At 70.8% G+C, this 16,983-nt stretch carries 17 protein-coding genes; 12 read left to right on the top strand and 5 right to left on the bottom strand.

The window, feature by feature from the left end; all coding sequences use genetic code 11:
* Positions 1 to 534: 534 nt before the first annotated feature.
* From ACIQRL_RS11285 to serC, 7 genes are all read left to right on the top strand, one after another.
* The gene (locus tag ACIQRL_RS11285) at positions 535 to 2,475 is read left to right on the top strand and encodes an ATP-binding protein (RefSeq protein ID WP_401330059.1); all 1,941 of its coding nucleotides are present in this window, start codon (positions 535 to 537) and stop codon (positions 2,473 to 2,475) included.
* Complete coding sequence (locus tag ACIQRL_RS11280) at positions 2,472 to 2,879, top strand: roadblock/LC7 domain-containing protein (RefSeq protein WP_401330056.1); 408 nt, start codon at positions 2,472 to 2,474, stop codon at positions 2,877 to 2,879. Before ACIQRL_RS11285 ends, ACIQRL_RS11280 begins: the two co-directional genes overlap by 4 nt.
* The gene (locus ACIQRL_RS11275) at positions 2,876 to 3,232 is read left to right on the top strand and encodes a DUF742 domain-containing protein (RefSeq protein WP_401330053.1); all 357 of its coding nucleotides are present in this window, start codon (positions 2,876 to 2,878) and stop codon (positions 3,230 to 3,232) included. The genes ACIQRL_RS11280 and ACIQRL_RS11275 overlap by 4 nt, the downstream gene beginning before the upstream one ends.
* Entirely contained in the window at positions 3,213 to 3,851 is a 639-nt protein-coding gene (locus tag ACIQRL_RS11270; RefSeq protein ID WP_401330051.1) for a GTP-binding protein, read from the top strand. The genes ACIQRL_RS11275 and ACIQRL_RS11270 overlap by 20 nt, the downstream gene beginning before the upstream one ends.
* Positions 3,848 to 5,068 carry a cytochrome P450 gene (locus ACIQRL_RS11265; protein ID WP_401330048.1) on the top strand — a complete coding sequence of 407 codons (1,221 nt, stop codon included), beginning with the start codon at positions 3,848 to 3,850 and terminating at the stop codon, positions 5,066 to 5,068. The genes ACIQRL_RS11270 and ACIQRL_RS11265 overlap by 4 nt, the downstream gene beginning before the upstream one ends.
* Before the next feature lie 106 nt (positions 5,069 to 5,174).
* The gene (locus tag ACIQRL_RS11260; protein ID WP_401330045.1) at positions 5,175 to 6,398 is read left to right on the top strand and encodes a cytochrome P450; all 1,224 of its coding nucleotides are present in this window, start codon (positions 5,175 to 5,177) and stop codon (positions 6,396 to 6,398) included.
* 208 nt (positions 6,399 to 6,606) lie between these two features.
* Complete coding sequence (serC, locus tag ACIQRL_RS11255) at positions 6,607 to 7,725, top strand: phosphoserine transaminase (protein WP_401330043.1); 1,119 nt, start codon at positions 6,607 to 6,609, stop codon at positions 7,723 to 7,725.
* Between the two features lie 72 nt (positions 7,726 to 7,797).
* Here the strand turns inward: serC and ACIQRL_RS11250 are convergent, their stop codons facing one another.
* Positions 7,798 to 8,799, bottom strand: a complete 1,002-nt coding sequence (locus ACIQRL_RS11250; protein ID WP_401330040.1) for a WD40 repeat domain-containing protein — start codon at positions 8,797 to 8,799, stop codon at positions 7,798 to 7,800.
* Between the two features lie 181 nt (positions 8,800 to 8,980).
* Here ACIQRL_RS11250 and ACIQRL_RS11245 point away from each other — a divergent pair, with 181 nt between their 5' ends.
* From ACIQRL_RS11245 to ACIQRL_RS11235, 3 genes are all read left to right on the top strand, one after another.
* Positions 8,981 to 9,664 carry an SGNH/GDSL hydrolase family protein gene (locus ACIQRL_RS11245; protein WP_401330037.1) on the top strand — a complete coding sequence of 228 codons (684 nt, stop codon included), beginning with the start codon at positions 8,981 to 8,983 and terminating at the stop codon, positions 9,662 to 9,664.
* Between the two features lie 88 nt (positions 9,665 to 9,752).
* A complete protein-coding gene (locus ACIQRL_RS11240; RefSeq protein WP_401330034.1) occupies positions 9,753 to 10,352 on the top strand; it encodes a Uma2 family endonuclease in 600 nt (199 codons plus the stop codon).
* A 74-nt stretch (positions 10,353 to 10,426) separates the two neighbouring features.
* On the top strand, positions 10,427 to 11,419 hold the full coding sequence (locus ACIQRL_RS11235; RefSeq protein WP_401330033.1) for an aldo/keto reductase: 993 nt from the start codon (positions 10,427 to 10,429) through the stop codon (positions 11,417 to 11,419).
* A gap of 274 nt (positions 11,420 to 11,693) precedes the next feature.
* Here the strand turns inward: ACIQRL_RS11235 and thpR are convergent, their stop codons facing one another.
* The 3 genes from thpR to ACIQRL_RS11220 form a co-directional block, all read right to left on the bottom strand.
* Entirely contained in the window at positions 11,694 to 12,284 is a 591-nt protein-coding gene (gene thpR, locus ACIQRL_RS11230) for an RNA 2',3'-cyclic phosphodiesterase (RefSeq protein WP_401330030.1), read from the bottom strand.
* A gap of 188 nt (positions 12,285 to 12,472) precedes the next feature.
* Positions 12,473 to 13,837: an MFS transporter gene (locus ACIQRL_RS11225; protein ID WP_401330027.1), complete on the bottom strand. Its 1,365-nt coding sequence runs from the start codon at positions 13,835 to 13,837 to the stop codon at positions 12,473 to 12,475.
* A gap of 315 nt (positions 13,838 to 14,152) precedes the next feature.
* Complete coding sequence (locus ACIQRL_RS11220) at positions 14,153 to 14,590, bottom strand: MarR family transcriptional regulator (RefSeq protein ID WP_328669735.1); 438 nt, start codon at positions 14,588 to 14,590, stop codon at positions 14,153 to 14,155.
* A gap of 144 nt (positions 14,591 to 14,734) precedes the next feature.
* Between ACIQRL_RS11220 and ACIQRL_RS11215 the strand changes: the two genes are divergently transcribed.
* Positions 14,735 to 14,917 carry a ribbon-helix-helix protein, CopG family gene (locus ACIQRL_RS11215; RefSeq protein ID WP_103551026.1) on the top strand — a complete coding sequence of 61 codons (183 nt, stop codon included), beginning with the start codon at positions 14,735 to 14,737 and terminating at the stop codon, positions 14,915 to 14,917.
* 28 nt (positions 14,918 to 14,945) lie between these two features.
* On the opposite strand, the gene ACIQRL_RS11210 is transcribed toward ACIQRL_RS11215, so the two are convergent.
* On the bottom strand, positions 14,946 to 16,397 hold the full coding sequence (locus tag ACIQRL_RS11210; RefSeq protein WP_401330023.1) for an NCS2 family permease: 1,452 nt from the start codon (positions 16,395 to 16,397) through the stop codon (positions 14,946 to 14,948).
* A 260-nt stretch (positions 16,398 to 16,657) separates the two neighbouring features.
* On the opposite strand from ACIQRL_RS11210, the gene ACIQRL_RS11205 reads away from it, so the two are divergent.
* Positions 16,658 to 16,933: a DUF2530 domain-containing protein gene (locus ACIQRL_RS11205; protein WP_401330020.1), complete on the top strand. Its 276-nt coding sequence runs from the start codon at positions 16,658 to 16,660 to the stop codon at positions 16,931 to 16,933.
* Positions 16,934 to 16,983: the final 50 nt, after the last annotated feature.

The following is a 16,983-nucleotide window of genomic DNA, read 5'->3' as shown; positions in this document are numbered from 1 at the left end:
CCCCGGGACGGTCCGCCGAGCCGTCCGCCCGGGCGTCCACCGGTTCGCCCCCGGGCTCGCCCCTCGGCTCGTCCCCCAGGTCCCCCTTCGGCCCGTCCCCCAGGCCGCCCCTCGACCCGTCCCCCAGGCCGCCCCTCGACCCGTCCCCCAGATCCCCCTTCGGCTCGCCCCTCAGGCCGCCCCTCGACCCGTCCCCCAGGCCGCCCTTCGGCCCGTCCCTCCGCCGATCCCGGCGGTGGTTCCTCCGCCGATCCCTCCGGCCGTCCCTCCGGCTGTTCCTCCGGCCGTCCACCCAGATCCGTCATGTCTCCAGGATGCCGCCGGGCACCCGCGCCGGCCGCTCGGCCGCGCACCCGAAAGGCCCCGATATGCCGGGGCGATCATGAAACCGCTTCCCGAAGCTTCCCAATCGGATCACGAACTCTCATATAGTGACGACGAGTTGAGCATCAGGTGTCGCTTCTCGCCCAGGACCGACCGAGGACACGACCGAGGACACGTTCTCCCCCCAGGAACACGACCGAGGACCGATTGATGACCCCGCCCCTGCCCTCCGGCGAACGACCCACCCCGCGCGCCACGGCAATAGCCGCGCTGACCGTCGCCGTCCCGGCCGCGGTCGCGGTGGTGGCCGCCGTCCTGCTGGCCCCCGAGCCGGCCCGCGTTCCCCTCGCCTGGGGAACCGGCGCCGCCGCGGTGCTGCTGTGCACGGCCGTCATGGTGGCCGCCCGCGCCGTACAGACCAAGCGACTGCTGCTCCGTCGCCTCGACAACGTGACCAAGGACGCCGCCCGCCTCGTGCAGGAACGCGCCCGGCTGACCGAGGAGTTCGGCCAGGAACGGGCCCGGATCGCCGACGAGGCCGCCCGCGACCGCGCCCGCGCGGCCGAGGCCGCGGCCCAGGAGCGGATCCGCCTGGCCGAGACCGCGGCCCGCGAACGCGCGCGCCTCACCGAGGAGTTCGCCGAGGAACGGGAGCTGCTCATCGGTGAGCGCACCCGGCTCACCGAGCTCAACACCGAACTCTCCGAGCGCGCCCGGCACGCCGACAGCAACCGGACCGCCGCGGTCGCGGCGACCGCCAACGCGGCCGCACGCATGCAGGCGCTGTCCACCGGCATGCTCGCCGACCTGCGGGCCATGGAGGAGCGGCACTCCGACGAGGACGTCCTCGCCGACCTCCTGCATCTCGACCACCGCACCGCGCAGGCGGGCCGCCTCGCCGACTCCGTCGCCGTCCTGACGAGTGCGCGCTCGGGACGCCGCTGGGCCCGCCCGATCGTCATGGAGTCGATCCTGCGCGGCGCCATGGGCCGCATCGGCGGCTACCAGCGCGTGCGCGTCCACTCCACCAGCGGGGCGGCCGTCGCCGGACACGCCGCCGAGGGCGTCATGCACGCACTCGCCGAACTCCTCGACAACGCCGCCAACTTCTCGCCGCCCACCGCCGAAGTGCATGTGTACGTCGAGGAGGTCCCGGCGGGTGTCATCGTCTCCGTCGAGGACAGCGGACTGGTGATGGGCGACGTCCAGCTCCGGCGCGCCGAACGCGCCGTCACCGGGGGCATCGTCAACGCGTCCGACCTCGGCGGACTCACCGGCACCCGCCTCGGCCTCGCGGTGGTCGGCCGGCTGGCCGGCAAGTACGGCCTGAAGGTGTCCTTCCGGCCCTCCGCCCGCGGCGGCACCGGCGTTCTCGTCCTGATCCCGCAGGACCTCCTCACCCCGGCGAACGCCCCGCACGGCACGACCCCGCTGCCGGCCGGGCCCGAGCCCGTCGTGTCGGCCCCGGCGGCCGTCGACGGCCGCACCTCCGCGCCGCGGTCCCCGGCCGGCCAGGACTCGCCGGAGTCCCCGTGGTCGCACGACCCACACGGCTCGCAGGGCTCGCAGGAGTCCCGGTCGCCCCGGGAATCCTCCGCGTCCCCCGTGTCGTACGCCGCCGCCCGCGCGGCCGACGACCTCGACCCGGACCCCGTCCCGACCCATGACTCGCCCCGGCACGAGCAGGGTCCCGCGTCCACCGGCGGCCTTCCCAAGCGGCGCCGCGGACGCACCCTCGCCCACGCCGAGCGCAGCCGCTCGCACGCAACGCCCCCGGCCGCCCCGGAACCCCGTACCGGCGACGACCCCAAGTCCCGGTCGGCCGCCCGCTTCGGCACCTTCCGCCAGGCGGTGCGCGGCACGGCGCCGAGCGCTCCCGAACCCGTGGCGGCCGACGATCCCTCCCAGGACGAAGAGCGCGTACGCCCCGAGGACCGCACGCGGGCCGAGGACCGCGTACGAACCGAGGAGCTCCCGCGAGCCGAGGAGCCCGTTCGGGCCGAAGGCCGCGTACGAGCCGAGGACGCGCATCCCGTACGGGACACGGACGGCGTCCGCGAAGAAGCCGCCGCCGTGCAGGGCGCCGCCGCCTCCCCCCGTTCCACCACCCCCACCGCACACTCGCTCCCGGAAGGCGACACCACCCCATGACCGGCACCATCACCGCCGACGAGAAGCTCACCTGGCTCATCGAGGGCCTCCTCGAGCGCACCCCGGGCGCCCGGCACGCACTCGTGCTCTCCCGCGACGGCCTGAAGCTGTGCCGCACTCCGGAGCTGTCCGTCGACCAGGCCGACCAGCTCGCCGCTATCGCCGCCGGCATCCAGTCGCTGTCCCACGGCGCGTCCGTGGAGTTCGGCGACGGCAGCGGGGGCGTGCGCTCGGCGATGGCCGAGTTCTACGGAGGGGTGCTGTTCATCGTGGAGGCCGGTGACGGCGCGCATCTCGCCGTCGTCACCTCCGAGGACGCCGACGCCGGGCTCGTCGGGCACAACATGAGCGAACTCGTGGAACAGCTCGGCGAGCACCTGACCTCGCCGCCCCGGTCGTCATGAGCCGTCCTGGCAGGGACGACGCGCCCGACCGGCTGTACACCCTCACCGGAGGGCGCACCCGGTCCGGGCCCGACACCCCCTTCGACCTGGTGACCCTGGTGGTCGCCGAGTGCGATCCGACGGCGGGCATGCAGTCCGAGCACGCCGCCATCCTGCGGATGTGCGAACGGCCGACGGCGGTCGTGGAGATCGCGGCGGAGCTGAGGCTGCCGGTGTCGATCACCCGCGTCCTGCTCTCCGACCTGCTCTCCACGGGCCGCGTCAGCGCCCGTCACCCGCACACCACTGTTCCTTCCGGTCTTCCCGATCCCGACATCCTGGAGCAGGTGCTCGTTGGACTCCGTAACCTCTGACGCTCGTGCGCCCCTGTCCGCGTCGGCCGACAACGGCCTCAAGATCGTGATCGTGGGTGGCTTCGGTGTCGGCAAGACGACCCTGGTCCGCTCGGTCAGCGAGATACGTCCCCTCAACACCGAGGAGACGATGACGCAGGCCGGCGAGGCCGTCGACGACATCAGCGAGGTGCGCGGCAAGTCCGCGACCACCGTCGCCTTCGACTTCGGACGCATCACGCTGGACACGCACAACATCCTGTACCTGTTCGGCGCACCCGGGCAGGAGCGGTTCTGGTTCCTGTGGGACCGGCTGTTCTCCGGAACGCTCGGGGCGATCGTCCTGGTCGACACCCGTCGTATCGACGACTCCTGGTACGCCATCGACCGGCTGGAGCACCACGGCACGCCCTTCATCGTGGCCTGCAACGACTTCGGCGGGCCCCCGCACACCCCCGCGCAGATCCGCGAGGCCCTCGACCTCGACCCCCACGTGCCGCTCATCGACTGCGACGCCCGATCCCGGGAGTCCAGCAAGCGGGTGCTGATCACGCTGGTGGAGCACCTCCAGTCCCGCTACGCCCGTCACGGCGCCGCAGCCGCGGAAGGCGCCCTTCAATCACCGGAGTTGGCGCTGTGACCCCCGCCACCGCATCCGCGCCCGTCCCCCTCGGCGGGCCGCGGTTCCAGACCGAACCCGCCGAGCTGTACCGGGAGATGCGGCGCGACCACGGTTCCGTCGTGCCGGTCGTCCTCGACGGCGACATCCCGGCGTGGCTGGTCCTCGGCTATCGCGAACTGCACCAAGTGACCGGCGATCCCCAGTTGTTCAGCCGGGACTCGGAGCTGTGGAGCCAGTGGGACCGCGTCCCCGACGACTGGCCGCTGCTGCCGATGATCGGCCGCAAGCAGCCCTCCATCCTCTACACCGTGGGCGAGCGCCACCGCGAGCGCGCCGCGATGATCAGCGACGCCCTCGAAGCCGTGGACGCCTTCGAACTGCGTTCCCAGGCCGAGAAGTTCGCCGACGAACTGATCGACGCGGTCTGCTCCAAGGGCGAGACGGACCTCGTCGGCGACTACGCGGCCCTGCTGCCCGTACGGGTCCTCGCGACGCTCTACGGCTTCGCGGACGAGCAGGGTCCGGGGCTGGTGACCGCCCTGAACGACATGATCAACGGGCGCGAGGGCGCGCTGGCCGGACAGCAGCATCTCGCCGGCTCGATGGCCAAGCTGATCGCCGACCGCAAGGAGCGCCCGGCCAACGACGTGGTCTCGCGCATGCTCGCGAACACCGCGGGCTTCACCGACGAGGAGATCGTCCAGGACCTGATGGTCATGATGGCCGCCGGTCACCAGCCGACCGCCGACTGGATCGGCAACTCGTTGCGCCTGATGCTCACCGACGAGCGGTTCGCCGCCTCGCTGTTCGGCGGCCGGCACAGTGTCCCCGAGGCCATGAACGAGGTGCTGTGGGAGGACACCCCCACCCAGAACGTGGCCGGTCGCTGGGCCTCCCGCGACACCCAGCTCGGCGGCCGCCGCATCCGGTCCGGCGACCTGCTGCTGCTCGGCCTCCAGGGCGCCAACTCCGACCCCCAGGTCCGCACCGACAGTTCCGCGCTCACCGGGGGCAACAACGCCCACTTCTCCTTCGGCCACGGGGAGCACCGCTGCCCGTTCCCGGCGCAGGAGGTCGCGGAGGTCATCGCGCGGACCGGGATCGAGGTCGTGCTCGACCGGCTGCCGGACATCGACCTGGCCGTACCCGCCGAGTCGCTGGCCCGGCGCCCCTCCCCGTGGCTGCGAGGCCTGAGCGAACTGCCCGTACGGTTCACGCCCGTACCCGTCCTCTGAGACGCCGTCGCGCCCGGCCGACGCGCTGTTCGGCCGGGGCCCGGGGCTTTCCCCTGCCCTCGGGATGCCGCACCACCCCCACCTCAGCCCTTGGAGGCACCCCCGCATGACCACCGGTACCGAAGAGACCCGCATAGTCCTGGACCCCTTCGTCACCGACCTGGACGGCGAGAGCGCCGCGCTGCGTGCCGCCGGGCCGCTCGCCGCCGTCGAACTGCCCGGCGGTGTGCCGGTGTGGGCGGTCACCCACCACGCCGAGGCGCGCGCGCTGCTCACCGACCCCCGTCTGGTGAAGGACATCAACGTCTGGGGTGCCTGGCAGCGCGGCGAGATCGCCCCCGACTGGCCGCTGATCGGACTCGCCAACCCGGGCCGCTCCATGCTCACCGTGGACGGCGCGGACCACCGGCGGATGCGCACCCTCGTGGCGCAGGCGCTGACACCGCGCCGGGTGGAGCAGATGCGGGAGCGCATCGCGAAGCTGACGGAGAGTCTGCTCGACAACCTCACCGGCGAAGTCGTCGACCTGAAGGCCGACTTCGCCTACCCGCTGCCCATGTACGTCATCGCCGACCTCATGGGCATCGAGGAGTCGCACCTGCCGCGCCTCAAGGTGCTCTTCGAGAAGTTCTTCTCGACGCAGACCCCGCCCGCGGAGGTCATCGCGACGCTCACCGAACTGGCCGGGATCATGGCGGAGACGGTGGCGGCGAAGCGCGCCGAGCCGGGCGACGACCTGACCAGCGCGCTGATCCTGGCCTCCGAGGACGGCGACCACCTCACCGACGCGGAGATCGTCTCCACCCTGCAGCTCATGGTCGCGGCGGGCCACGAGACGACGATCTCCCTGATCGTCAACGCGGTCGTCAACCTGTCCGCCCACCCCGACCAGCGGGCCCTCGTCCTGTCCGGCGAGGCCGACTGGTCCGCGGTCGTCGAGGAGACCCTGCGCCACTCCACCCCGACCTCCCACGTCCTCATCCGCTTCGCGACGGAGGACGTCCCGGTCGGGGACAAGGTGATCCCGGCGGGCGACGCGCTCATCGTGTCGTACGGCGCGATCGGCCGCGACGAGAACGCCCACGGTCCCACCGCGGGCGAGTTCGACATCAGCCGCACCGGCCAGAACCGGCACATCTCCTTCGGTCACGGCCCGCACGTCTGCCCCGGCGCGGCCCTGTCCCGGCTGGAAGCGGGCGTCGCCCTGCCGGCCCTGTACGAGCGCTTCCCGTCCCTGGACCTGGCCGTCCCGGTGTCGGAGCTCCGCAACAAGCCGGTGGTGACGCAGAACGACCTGTTCGAGCTGCCGGTCCGGCTGACCGCCGAATGAGGTGAGCCGCCCGCCGGCCACCCGTGAGGCACCCGTGCGCCGCCCGTGCGGCCGATCGCCTGACGAAGTGACCTGACGGAGCGGCAGCTCGCCGGAGGGGCCCGCCGCGGTCCCTCCGGCGACGGTGACCGTCAACCCGCGTCAACGCGCCGTCTCAGCCGACGGACGACGTTTCGCCCAGGTTTCCCGGAACGGCTAGGCTCCCGACGTGGCTGATATCCAGATCCCCGCTGACCTCAAGCCCGCCGACGGACGATTCGGCGCCGGCCCCTCCAAGGTGCGGACGGAGGCACTGGACGCGCTCGCCGCGACCGGTAGCTCCCTGCTCGGCACATCCCACCGCCAGGCCCCGGTCAAGAACCTGGTCGGCAAGGTGCGCGAGGGCGTGAGCGAGCTGTTCTCCCTGCCCGACGGGTACGAGGTGGTCCTCGGCAACGGCGGCTCCACCGCGTTCTGGGACGTCGCGACGCACGGCCTGATCGAGAACAAGTCGCAGCACCTCACGTTCGGCGAGTTCTCCTCCAAGTTCGCGAAGGCGGCCAAGCTCGCCCCGTGGCTCGCCGCGCCGACCGTGGTCTCCTCCGACCCGGGCACGCACCCCGAGCCGGTCGCCGAGGCGGGCGTCGACGTCTACGCCTTCACCCACAACGAGACCTCGACCGGTGTCGCCGCCCCGATCAAGCGGGTCGCGGGCGCCGACGAGGGCTCCCTCGTCCTGGTGGACGCCACCTCCGGCGCCGGCGGCCTGCCCGTCGACATCGCCGAGACCGACGTCTACTACTTCGCCCCGCAGAAGTCCTTCGCCTCCGACGGCGGCCTGTGGATCGGCGTGTTCTCCCCGGCCGCGATCGAGCGCGCCGAGCGGATCCACGCCTCCGGCCGGCACATCCCGGAGTTCTTCTCGCTGCCCACGGCGATCGACAACTCCCGCAAGAACCAGACGTACAACACCCCGGCCCTCGCCACGCTCTTCCTGCTCAACGAGCAGCTCGAGTGGATCAACGGCCAGGGCGGCCTCGCCTGGTCGGCGGCCCGGACGAAGGACTCCTCGACCCGCCTGTACCGCTGGGCCGAGGACAGCAAGTACGCCACCCCGTTCGTGACGGACGCGGCGAAGCGCTCCCAGGTCATCGGCACGATCGACTTCGCCGCCGAGATCGACGCCGCCGCCGTCGCCAAGGTCCTGCGCGCCAACGGCATCGTCGACACCGAGCCCTACCGCAAGCTCGGCCGCAACCAGCTCCGCGTCGCCATGTTCCCGGCGATCGACCCGGCGGACGTCGAGGCGCTGACGCGGTGCGTCGACTACGTGATCGAGAAGCTGTAACCGTTCCCTTCCCACGAGTTGAGGGGCGTCCGGCGCGCGAGCGTGCCGGACGCCCCTCAGCCGTAGGTGCGCCTATCGGTCGCGGCGCAGCAGCCTCTTGAGGCCGAAGACCACGGCGAAGAGGGCCGCGACCGCGATGGCACCGACCTTCAGCCCGCCGCCGACTCCGCCGCCCCCGTCCCCGGCGGCGGAACCGCCGCTCGCGGAGGGCGACTTGGAGCCGGAACCGGCGGCACCGGGAGCGTCCTCCGGCTGTACGGGGCTGTCCGTGCCCTCGCTGCCGTACATGAGCTTCGTTCCGTCGGGGGTGTACGTGATGGACTCGCCCTGGCCCTGGAGGGGCACGTTCAGGCGGCCCTGGCGTTTGATCCGGCCGTCGTTCCAGGCGTACGCGATGCCGCCGAAATAGCCGCGTACGGCGAGTTGGCGGCCGTCGGGGGAGAAGGCGCCGTCGGTGACCCAGAGGTCGATGGTGGCGACGGGCTTGAAGATGTTCGTGCCGCTCGCGGAGAGCTGGGCGGGGCCTTCGTAGAGGTGGCCGCCGTCCTCGTTCTTGTCGGCGATGTAGACGCGCCCGGTCTTGGGATGCACCATCAGCGCCTCCGCGTTGCGGGGGCCGTCGGAGTACTTCACGACGTACTGGGTGGCACGGATCGTCTGGTCCTTGAGCACCTTGGGCTCGGGGAGCTTGTAGATCCACACGTGGTCCCACTTGCCGCCGAGGTTGTCGCCGATGTCGCCGGCGTACAGGTCGCCGTCGGGGCCGAGGGAGATCGCCTCGACGTCGCGGGGCCTGCCGACCCCGCTCATGGTGATCGTGGCGACGGTCCGGCCGGTCCTGCTGTCGACGGCGTACAGGTAGGGCCCGTCGTCGCTGTCGTTGTGGGTCCAGTAGACGCCCGGGTGGATGCGCGAGGCGGCGAGGCCGCTGGACTCCTTGATCCGGGGGTCCTTGATGGTGAATCCCCCGTCCCCGCCGTCGGCGAGGGCGGGCGCCGCGAGGGCGACGGCGAGGGCGGCTCCGGCAAGGGCTCCGGCGGCGGCTCCGGACACGAACGAGGGCGATCGGCGCATGGCCCAAGCCTGCCATCCCGCCGGTCCGTTCACGTCGGCGCCCGCCCCAAGCCCGCCGTCCCACCGGCCCGTTCGGTCGCCCCGGGGCCTCTCGGACCCCACCGGCCGGCCCCCCGAGGGAGTGTCCAGCCTCACACCCTCACGGCTCATGGCACCCCGGCCGATCGTCCATGATGAGCGGATGCTCAGGTTCATGCCCGTCGGCGACTCCATGACGATCGGTAGCGCGGGCGAACACACATGGCGTTACCGGATGTGGCAGCACCTGCGCGCGACGTATCAGGGCCCGTTCAAGATCGTCGGCCCGCGCGAGACGCTCTACGACAAGGCGACGGAGTCCCCCGACTCGTACGAGTACGCGGACCCGGAGTTCCCCCGCGCCCACCTGGCCGGCTGGGGCGAGGGCTGGCTGCACATGGCCCCGCTGATCCGCGAGGCGGTCCGCGCGCAGCGCGCCGACGTCCTGCTGGTCTCCCTCGGTCTCATCGACCTCGGCTTCTACACGAACGCCGTCCAGACCGCCGACAACGCCCGCGCCTTCGTCGCGGAGGCGCGCGCCGCGAACCCGCGCGTCCGCATGGTCCTGCTGCCGGTGATACCGAACGTCCGCGCCGAGTCCGACGCGCCCTTCGCCGCCGAGGTCGCCGCGTTCAACGAACTGCTCGCCAAGACGGTCGCCGACCTCGACGAGCCGCGCTCCCCGCTGCTGCTCGCGTCCCCGCCCGCCTCGTACGACGTCACCTTCGACACGTACGACGGCACCCACCCCAGCGCGAGCGGCGAGCACAAGATCGCGGAGGGCTTCGCGGAGGCGATGTACCAGGCCTGGGACCTGGGCGAGCCGTACACGGCCCAACAGGCCTGACCGAAAAAGGGCGTTGCCCGGTCACCGTGCGTATCGTTGTTCCGCACGGCTGCACTCGACCGGGTCGCGGCCGGGGAGGAGTGCCACGATGACCGTCCTTGAAGACAGGATCGAGATGGCCGACAGCATCGACAGCCTTCCCGGGCTCACGCTCGACGTCATGTTCGAGGCTCTGGAGAAGATGCCCGTCCCCGAGGGTTACAAGGTCGAGATCGTCGGGGGAAACATTTTCATGACGCCTCAGCGGGACACCCACTGGCAGATCATCCGCCGGATCGTGCGGCTTCTGGAGGACGGGTTCGGTATGGATGTGAACGTCCTCTCGGACGTACGCATCGACTTCCCCGGCGAGCTGAACGGCTTCGCCCCGGACGTGGCGAAGGTCCGCGACGGAGCGGAGAGGAACCCCCAGGGGCGCTGGCGGTACGAAGACGTGGAATTCGTCGCCGAAGTGATCTCCAAGAAGACCGCCGACAATGACTACGGCCCCAAAAGGCTCACTTACGCCCTCGCCGGGATCCCCGTCTATCTGATCATCGACCCCTACCAGGGCAGGTGCCACCTGTTCACCCAGCCCAAGGACGGGGACTACACGACCGAGACGAAGATCGCCTTCGGTGACGCCGTGGACCTCACCGATACGTCGGTCGGCCTGACCGTCGAGACCGGCGCGTTTCCCCGCGGCTGAGGGCTGTCCCCTCCCGTGCCGTCACCCGCCCCGCTCTTGCCTAGAGCGCACTCCACGCCGTTGGCTGGTGAGCCATGAAGTACACACAGCTCGGACGCACGGGGCTCAAGGTCAGCCGGCTCGTCCTCGGCACGATGAACTTCGGGCCGCAGACCGACGAGGCCGACAGCCACGCCATCATGGACGCGGCGCTGGACGCCGGCATCAACTATTTCGACACGGCGAACGTGTACGGCTGGGGCGAGAACAAGGGCCGTACGGAATCGATCATCGGGAACTGGTTCGCGCAGGGCGGCGACCGCCGGGAGCGGACGGTCCTCGCCACCAAGGTGTACGGGAACATGGGCGCCGAGGGTGCTCCGTGGCCCAACCAGGACAAGCTCTCCGCCCTGAACATCCGGCGGGCGGTCGACGCGAGCCTGAAGCGCCTGCAGACCGACTACATCGACGTCTACCAGTTCCACCACGTCGACCGGTCCACTCCCTTCGAGGAGATCTGGCAGGCGATCGACGTCCTGGTACGGCAGGGGAAGATCCTCTACGTGGGGTCCAGCAACTTCCCCGGCTACAAGATCGCCCAGGCCAACGAGATCGCCGCCCGCCGCGGCGGCACCATCGGCCTGGTCAGCGAGCAGTGCCTCTACAACCTCGCCGAGCGCCGCGCCGAGATGGAGGTCATCCCGGCCGCCCAGGAGTACGGGCTCGGTGTCATCCCCTGGTCCCCGCTGCACGGCGGGCTGCTGGGCGGTGTGATCAAGAAGGAGGTCGAGGGCGGCCGACGGGCGAGCGGCCGGGCCGCCGACGCGCTCGCCAACACGACCGTACGCGCCCAGATCCAGGCGTACGAGGATCTGCTGGAGAAGCACGGTCTGGAGCCCGGAGAGGCCGCCCTGGCCTGGCTGCTGACCCGTCCCGGTGTCACCGGTCCCATCGTGGGCCCGCGCACCGCGGAGCAGCTCGCGTCGGCGCTGCGCGCGGTGGAGCTGGAGCTGTCGGAGGAGGTCCTGGAGGAGCTCGACGAGATCTTCCCGGGACCGGGACCGTCCCCCGAGGCGTTCGCCTGGTAACCAGGCAACACTCCCGGCGTCCGGCGGCGGCGGTCGTCCGTCCGACCGCTCCCCGGCGTCCGGCGGCGGAGGCGGTCACTGTCCGACCTGCAGGCATCCGGCGGTCGTCCGTCCGACCGCTGCAGGCATCCGGCGGTCGTCTGTCCGACCGCTATCGGCGTCCGGCGGTGGCGGTCGTTATCTGACCGCCGCCGCCATGGCCACGACGAAGAACATCAGCACGAGCACGCAGGCCATGATCCGGTTACGGGTCTTCGGGTTCACGTCATCGAGGTTAACCGGCCGCCGGGGCGGTCCCGTCGCCCGCCCCCAGCGGCCGGCTCACCACCGTTTCGTATCGGGGCTGCTCACCGGGCACTCCCGACACCGGCAGGTTGCTGCGGACGAGACACAGCTCACCCACCGTCCAGGGCTTTCCGGCGAAGGTGTCCAGGGCGGCGACATACGGCTTGAAGTCCGCGGAGTCGCGGCTGCGGGCCACGGTCAGATGCGGCCGGTAACGGCGGTGCTCCTCCATCTCGACGCCCGCCTTGCGGCCCGCGGCCTCGGCCCGGTCGGCCAGCAGCCGCATGGTCTCCAGGTCCCCCGCCGCCCCCACCCACAGGGCACGCCCGCCGAAGTGCCCGCCGCCGTGCAGGGACAGCGGGAACGCGGCGGTGCGGTGGGCGGCCCGCAGCAGCCGTTCCGCGAGGTCCGGGACGATGTCGTCGGCCACCTCCCCGTAGAACGCGAGGGTGAAGTGCCAGCCGGGGCGGCCCGTCCAGCGCAACGCGTCCGCACCCGGCATCCGCTGCAACGCGTCCACTTCCGGGGCGAGTTCACGCACCGCGTCGACAGGGGGCAGTACCGCCGCGAAGAGTCTCATGGGGCCAGCCTTCCAGGGAACGGCGATCAGCACACGGGAGTATGCGACCCGGCCGGCCGCCGCCCCGGTCGTTTCCCCGGGGACGCGTGAGACGGCTCCGGGCACGCGTGAGGCAGCCCCGGGTACGCGTGAGGCGGTCGGCCGCGTGAGCGGACCGACCGCCTCCGGGGCGGTGCCTGTCATGCCTGTCATACGGCGGTGACGAGCTGCTCCTCGCTCGGTACGCGCGGGACGAAGCGGATCCGGGGCCGTCCGTGGTGCCAGCCGAGGGAGACCCGCAGGCCGCCCAGGCGGGCCAGGACGAGACCGATCGTCGTCGCCGCGGCCATCGAGACCAGCCCGCCGAGCGCGAAGCCCACCCGGGGGCCGTAGACGTCGGTGACCCAGCCGATCAGCGGCGCGCCCAACGGTGTGCCGCCCACGAAGACCATCATGAACAGCGCCATGACACGGCCGCGCATGGCCGGGTCGGTGGCCATCTGGACCGAGGTGTTCGCGGTGACGTTCACCGTCAGTCCGAAGATGCCGATCGGGACCATCAGGAGCGCGAACAGCCAGAGCGTGGGGGCCATCGCCGCCACCACCTCCAGCGCGCCGAAGGCCACCGCCGCCGCGATCAGGACCCGCAACCGGGCCGTGCCGCGCCGGGCGGCGAGCAGCGCGCCGGCCAGCGAGCCGAGCGCCATCAGCGTGTTGAAGAGGCTGTAGCCCCCCGCGCCCGAGTGGAAGATGTCGTCCGCGTACGCCGACAGCCAGACGGGGAAGTTGAAGCCGAAGGTACCGATGAAGCCGACGAGGACGATCGGCCAGATCAGTTCGGGGCGGCCCGCGACGTAGTGGAGGCCCTCGCGGAGCTGGCCCTTGGCGCGCGGCGCCCGCTCGACGACGTGCAGTTCACGGGCCCGCATCAGCAGCAGGCCCGCCATGGGTGCCACGAACGACAGGCCGTTCAGGAGGAAGGCCCAGCCGGTGCCGACGCCTGTGATCAGCAGGCCCGCGACGGCGGGGCCGACCAGCCGCGCGGACTGGAAGTTGGCCGAGTTCAGGCTGACCGCGTTCTGAAGCTGGCCGGGGCCGACCATCTCGGAGACGAAGGACTGGCGTGCCGGGTTGTCGACGACGGTGGCCATACCGACGGCGAAGGCGGCGAGATAGACGTGCCAGACCTGGACATGGCCGGAGAGGGTGAGGAAGGCGAGCGCGAGGCCGGTCAGGGCCATCGCCGTCTGGGTCACCAGCAGCGTGGGGCGCTTGGGGAGACGGTCGACGAGGACACCGCCGTACAGCCCGAAGAGCAGCATCGGCAGGAACTGGAGCGCGGTGGTGATGCCGACCGCGGCGGAGGAGCCGGTCAGGCTCAGCACCAGCCAGTCCTGGGCGATGCGCTGCATCCAGGTGCCGGTGTTGGAGACGACCTGGCCCAGGAAGAACAGTCGGTAGTTACGGATCCTCAGCGAGCTGAACATCGAGGAGGAGCGGGGGGAGTCGCGGGCGGCTGTGGGGTCGTGGGTGGCTGGTGCGGGGGCGGAGTGTGCTCCGGGTCCCGTACTCAAAAGGGCTCGCCTCCAGTGCGATCGTGGACGTCGGCGTCATGGGGGGGCGTCGGCGCTTGCGGGGAAGGGCGGACCCTCCGTTGCTCCGAGACCGGTGATCCGGGCCGAGAGCAGTGATCCGGGCCGAGACCGGTGATCCGAACCGAGAGCAGTGATCCCGGCCGAGACCGGTGATCCGGCCAGTGACCGGTAATCCGGACCGAGATCGGCGATCCGGACCGAGAGCAGTGATCCGGACCGAGATCAGCGATCAGAGTCGTGACCGGTGATCCGGACCGGGATCGGGATCGGGGAGCGAAAGAGGGCCGCCGTCGGTCAGATGTGCGCGAGCTTTTCCAGGACGGGGGCGGCTTCGCGGAGCTTGGCCCATTCGTCCTCGTCTAGGGCCTCGACCAGTCCGGCCAGGAACGCGTTCCGCTTGCGGCGGCTCTCTTCGAGCATCGCCTCCGCCTTGTCGGTCTGCGTCACGACCTTCTGGCGCCGGTCCTCGGCGTGTGGCTCCAGCCTGACGAGCCCCTTGGCTTCGAGCAGCGCGACGATGCGGGTCATCGACGGCGGCTGCACGTGTTCCTTGCGGGCGAGCTCGCCGGGCGTGGCACTGCCGCAGCGGGCGAGGGTGCCGAGCACCGACATCTCGGTGGGGCTCAAGGACTCGTCGACCCGCTGGTGCTTGAGTCGACGCGACAACCGCATCACTGCGGAGCGCAAGGCGTTCACGGCGGCCTCGTCGTCGCCATGGGTGAGGTCAGGCATGTTCTTTAGCGTAACTCATTACCCTCGCTAAAGAACAATGGGGTGCCGGTGAATTGCGCCATCCACCCTCGGGATCACTCATATGAGTGAGATCGCGCCGGAAAGTGACCCGGATCCGGTCGGGAAGCGGCGACCCTCGACTCCATGGGGACCAGCGTGCTCAGCCTGCGCATCGACGGGGAGCTGCTCGACCGGCTCCGACAACATGCCGCGAAACGCGGAATGAGCGTCCAGGACTATGTGGTCCGGACGCTCATTCGCGACGACTTCGACGAGCGGTTCCAGACCGCCGTCGAGGAGACGGAGAAGTTCTACGGGGTCACGTGAGACCGCGTACCCGTACCGCTGCCACCGATCAGGTCAGGCCGAGGGCCGGCATGAGGTAGTAGAAGGTGAACACCGCCGACACCACGTACATGGCGACCGGGATGTCACGGCCGCGGCCCGCCGCCAGGCGCAGCACGACGAAGGTGATGAAGCCCATCCCGATGCCGTTCGTGATCGAGTAGGTGAACGGCATCAACATCATCGTCACGAAGGCCGGGATGGCGATCGTGTAGTCCGCCCAGTCGATCTCCTTGACCGAGTGGGACATGATCAGGAAGCCGACCGCGATCAGCGCGGGAGTGGCGGCCTGGGACGGGACCATCGTGGCGACGGGGGTCAGGAAGAGGGCGACGGCGAAGAGCGCGCCGGTGATCACGTTCGCGAAGCCCGTGCGGGCACCCTCGCCGACGCCGGCCGTGGACTCCACGAAGCAGGTGGTGGCCGACGAGGAGGAGGCGCCGCCCGCGGCGACGGCGATGCCGTCGACGAACAGGACCCTGTTGATGCCGGGCATGTTGCCCTGCGCGTCCGTCAGCTTGGCCTCGTCGCTGATGCCCATGATCGTGCCCATCGCGTCGAAGAAGCACGACAGCAGCACGGTGAAGACGAAGAGGATGCCGGTCAGCACGCCGACCTTGGCGAAGCCTCCGAAGAGGCTGAACTGGCCGATGAGCCCGAAGTCCGGGCTCGCGACCGGGTTGCCGGGCCACTTCGGGGTGGTCAGACCCCAGGACGGGACGGTGGTGACGGCGTTGATGATCACCGAGACGACCGTCATGGTGACGATCGAGATGAGGATGGCGCCGGGCACCTTGCGCACGATCAGCGCGAGGGTGAGCAGCGTGCCGAGGACGAAGACCAGGACGGGCCAGCCGTGCAGGTGACCGTCGGTGCCGAGCTGGAGCGGGACCGTCGTCTGGGCGATGTCCGGGATGCGCGTGACGAAGCCGGAGTCCACCAGGCCGATCAGCATGATGAACAGGCCGATGCCGATCGCGATGCCCTTGCGCAGGCCGAGCGGCACCGCGTTCATGACGCGCTCGCGCAGACCGGTGGCGACCAGGAGCATCACGATGAAGCCCGCGAGGACCACCATGCCCATGGCGTCCGGCCAGGACATCCGGGGCGCGAGCTGGAGGGCGACGACCGTGTTCACGCCGAGGCCCGCCGCGAGCGCGATCGGCACGTTGCCGATGACGCCCATGAGCAGCGTGGTGAAGGCGGCGGTCAGCGCGGTCGCGGTGACGAGCTGCCCGTTGTCGAGGTGGTGCCCGTACATGTCCTTCGCGCTGCCCAGGATGATCGGGTTCAGCACGATGATGTACGCCATCGCGAAGAAGGTGGCGAAACCGCCGCGGATCTCGCGCGGGAGGCTGGAGCCCCGCTCGGAGATCTTGAAGTAGCGGTCGAGGGTGCTCTGCGTGGGCCGGGACTCCGGCTCCTGCGGGGCGGGGGCCTTGGTGGCGGCCGAGGTGGACATGCGGGTCCTCAAGCGTGCAGGGGGACGGGGAACGTGATCGAGCCCGGTCAGTGGTCGCTCACCAGCAGGTTCCCCCAGGTCGCTGTTGGTGTTTTCTACGAATACAACTGGCCAGACTCGGACGGTTTCAGTATGAACATATGAGTAAGAAATCGCTATCTCCGCGCGTAGACCCATGCCGTACATGCGCGTAGACCCATGCCGCACAAGGGAGAGCGGGTGCGGACACAACCGGTCGCCGACCCTCGTAAGCTGTGCACATGGCGAAGTGGACCCCCAAGCACGAGGCGCCGGAGCCCCTGGAGGGCCCCGTCGTCGCCACCATCACGGGCGGCACGATCCTCTGGTTCGTCCTCTTCCTGGTGCAGCTCCCGTTCTACGGCTGGTTCGACGACCACGGACACCTGTGGTGGCTGTGGACCTGTCTGGCCGGCGCGGGCCTCGGACTGATCGGTATCTGGTACGTCCGCAGGCGGGACGCCGCGATCAAGCGCGCCCACGCCGCCGGCTCCAGCACCGCCCCCGTGACGGAGTAAAGGGGCCTCGTCTCCACCCACGGCAGCATTCCCCGCCGCCCTCGGTCCTC

The organism is Streptomyces sp. NPDC091209 (assembly GCF_044757755.1).
GTDB lineage: Bacteria > Actinomycetota > Actinomycetes > Streptomycetales > Streptomycetaceae > Streptomyces.
The sequence above is the reverse complement of the archived record's forward strand: the minus strand, read 5'-3'. Positions and strand labels throughout refer to the sequence as shown.

Bases quoted from the DNA above. Each gene is read 5' to 3' on its own strand.
- ACIQRL_RS11285 (WP_401330059.1), top strand. From the start codon at position 535: ATGACCCCGCCCCTGCCCTCCGGCGAACGACCCACCCCGCGCGCCACG.
- ACIQRL_RS11280 (WP_401330056.1), top strand. From the start codon at position 2,472: ATGACCGGCACCATCACCGCCGACGAGAAGCTCACCTGGCTCATCGAG.
- ACIQRL_RS11275 (WP_401330053.1), top strand. From the start codon at position 2,876: ATGAGCCGTCCTGGCAGGGACGACGCGCCCGACCGGCTGTACACCCTC.
- ACIQRL_RS11260 (WP_401330045.1), top strand. From the start codon at position 5,175: ATGACCACCGGTACCGAAGAGACCCGCATAGTCCTGGACCCCTTCGTC.
- ACIQRL_RS11250 (WP_401330040.1), bottom strand. From the start codon at position 8,799: ATGCGCCGATCGCCCTCGTTCGTGTCCGGAGCCGCCGCCGGAGCCCTT.
- ACIQRL_RS11245 (WP_401330037.1), top strand. From the start codon at position 8,981: ATGCTCAGGTTCATGCCCGTCGGCGACTCCATGACGATCGGTAGCGCG.
- ACIQRL_RS11240 (WP_401330034.1), top strand. From the start codon at position 9,753: ATGACCGTCCTTGAAGACAGGATCGAGATGGCCGACAGCATCGACAGC.
- ACIQRL_RS11235 (WP_401330033.1), top strand. From the start codon at position 10,427: ATGAAGTACACACAGCTCGGACGCACGGGGCTCAAGGTCAGCCGGCTC.
- thpR (WP_401330030.1), bottom strand. From the start codon at position 12,284: ATGAGACTCTTCGCGGCGGTACTGCCCCCTGTCGACGCGGTGCGTGAA.
- ACIQRL_RS11220 (WP_328669735.1), bottom strand. From the start codon at position 14,590: ATGCCTGACCTCACCCATGGCGACGACGAGGCCGCCGTGAACGCCTTG.
- ACIQRL_RS11215 (WP_103551026.1), top strand. From the start codon at position 14,735: ATGGGGACCAGCGTGCTCAGCCTGCGCATCGACGGGGAGCTGCTCGAC.
- ACIQRL_RS11210 (WP_401330023.1), bottom strand. From the start codon at position 16,397: ATGTCCACCTCGGCCGCCACCAAGGCCCCCGCCCCGCAGGAGCCGGAG.
- ACIQRL_RS11205 (WP_401330020.1), top strand. From the start codon at position 16,658: ATGGCGAAGTGGACCCCCAAGCACGAGGCGCCGGAGCCCCTGGAGGGC.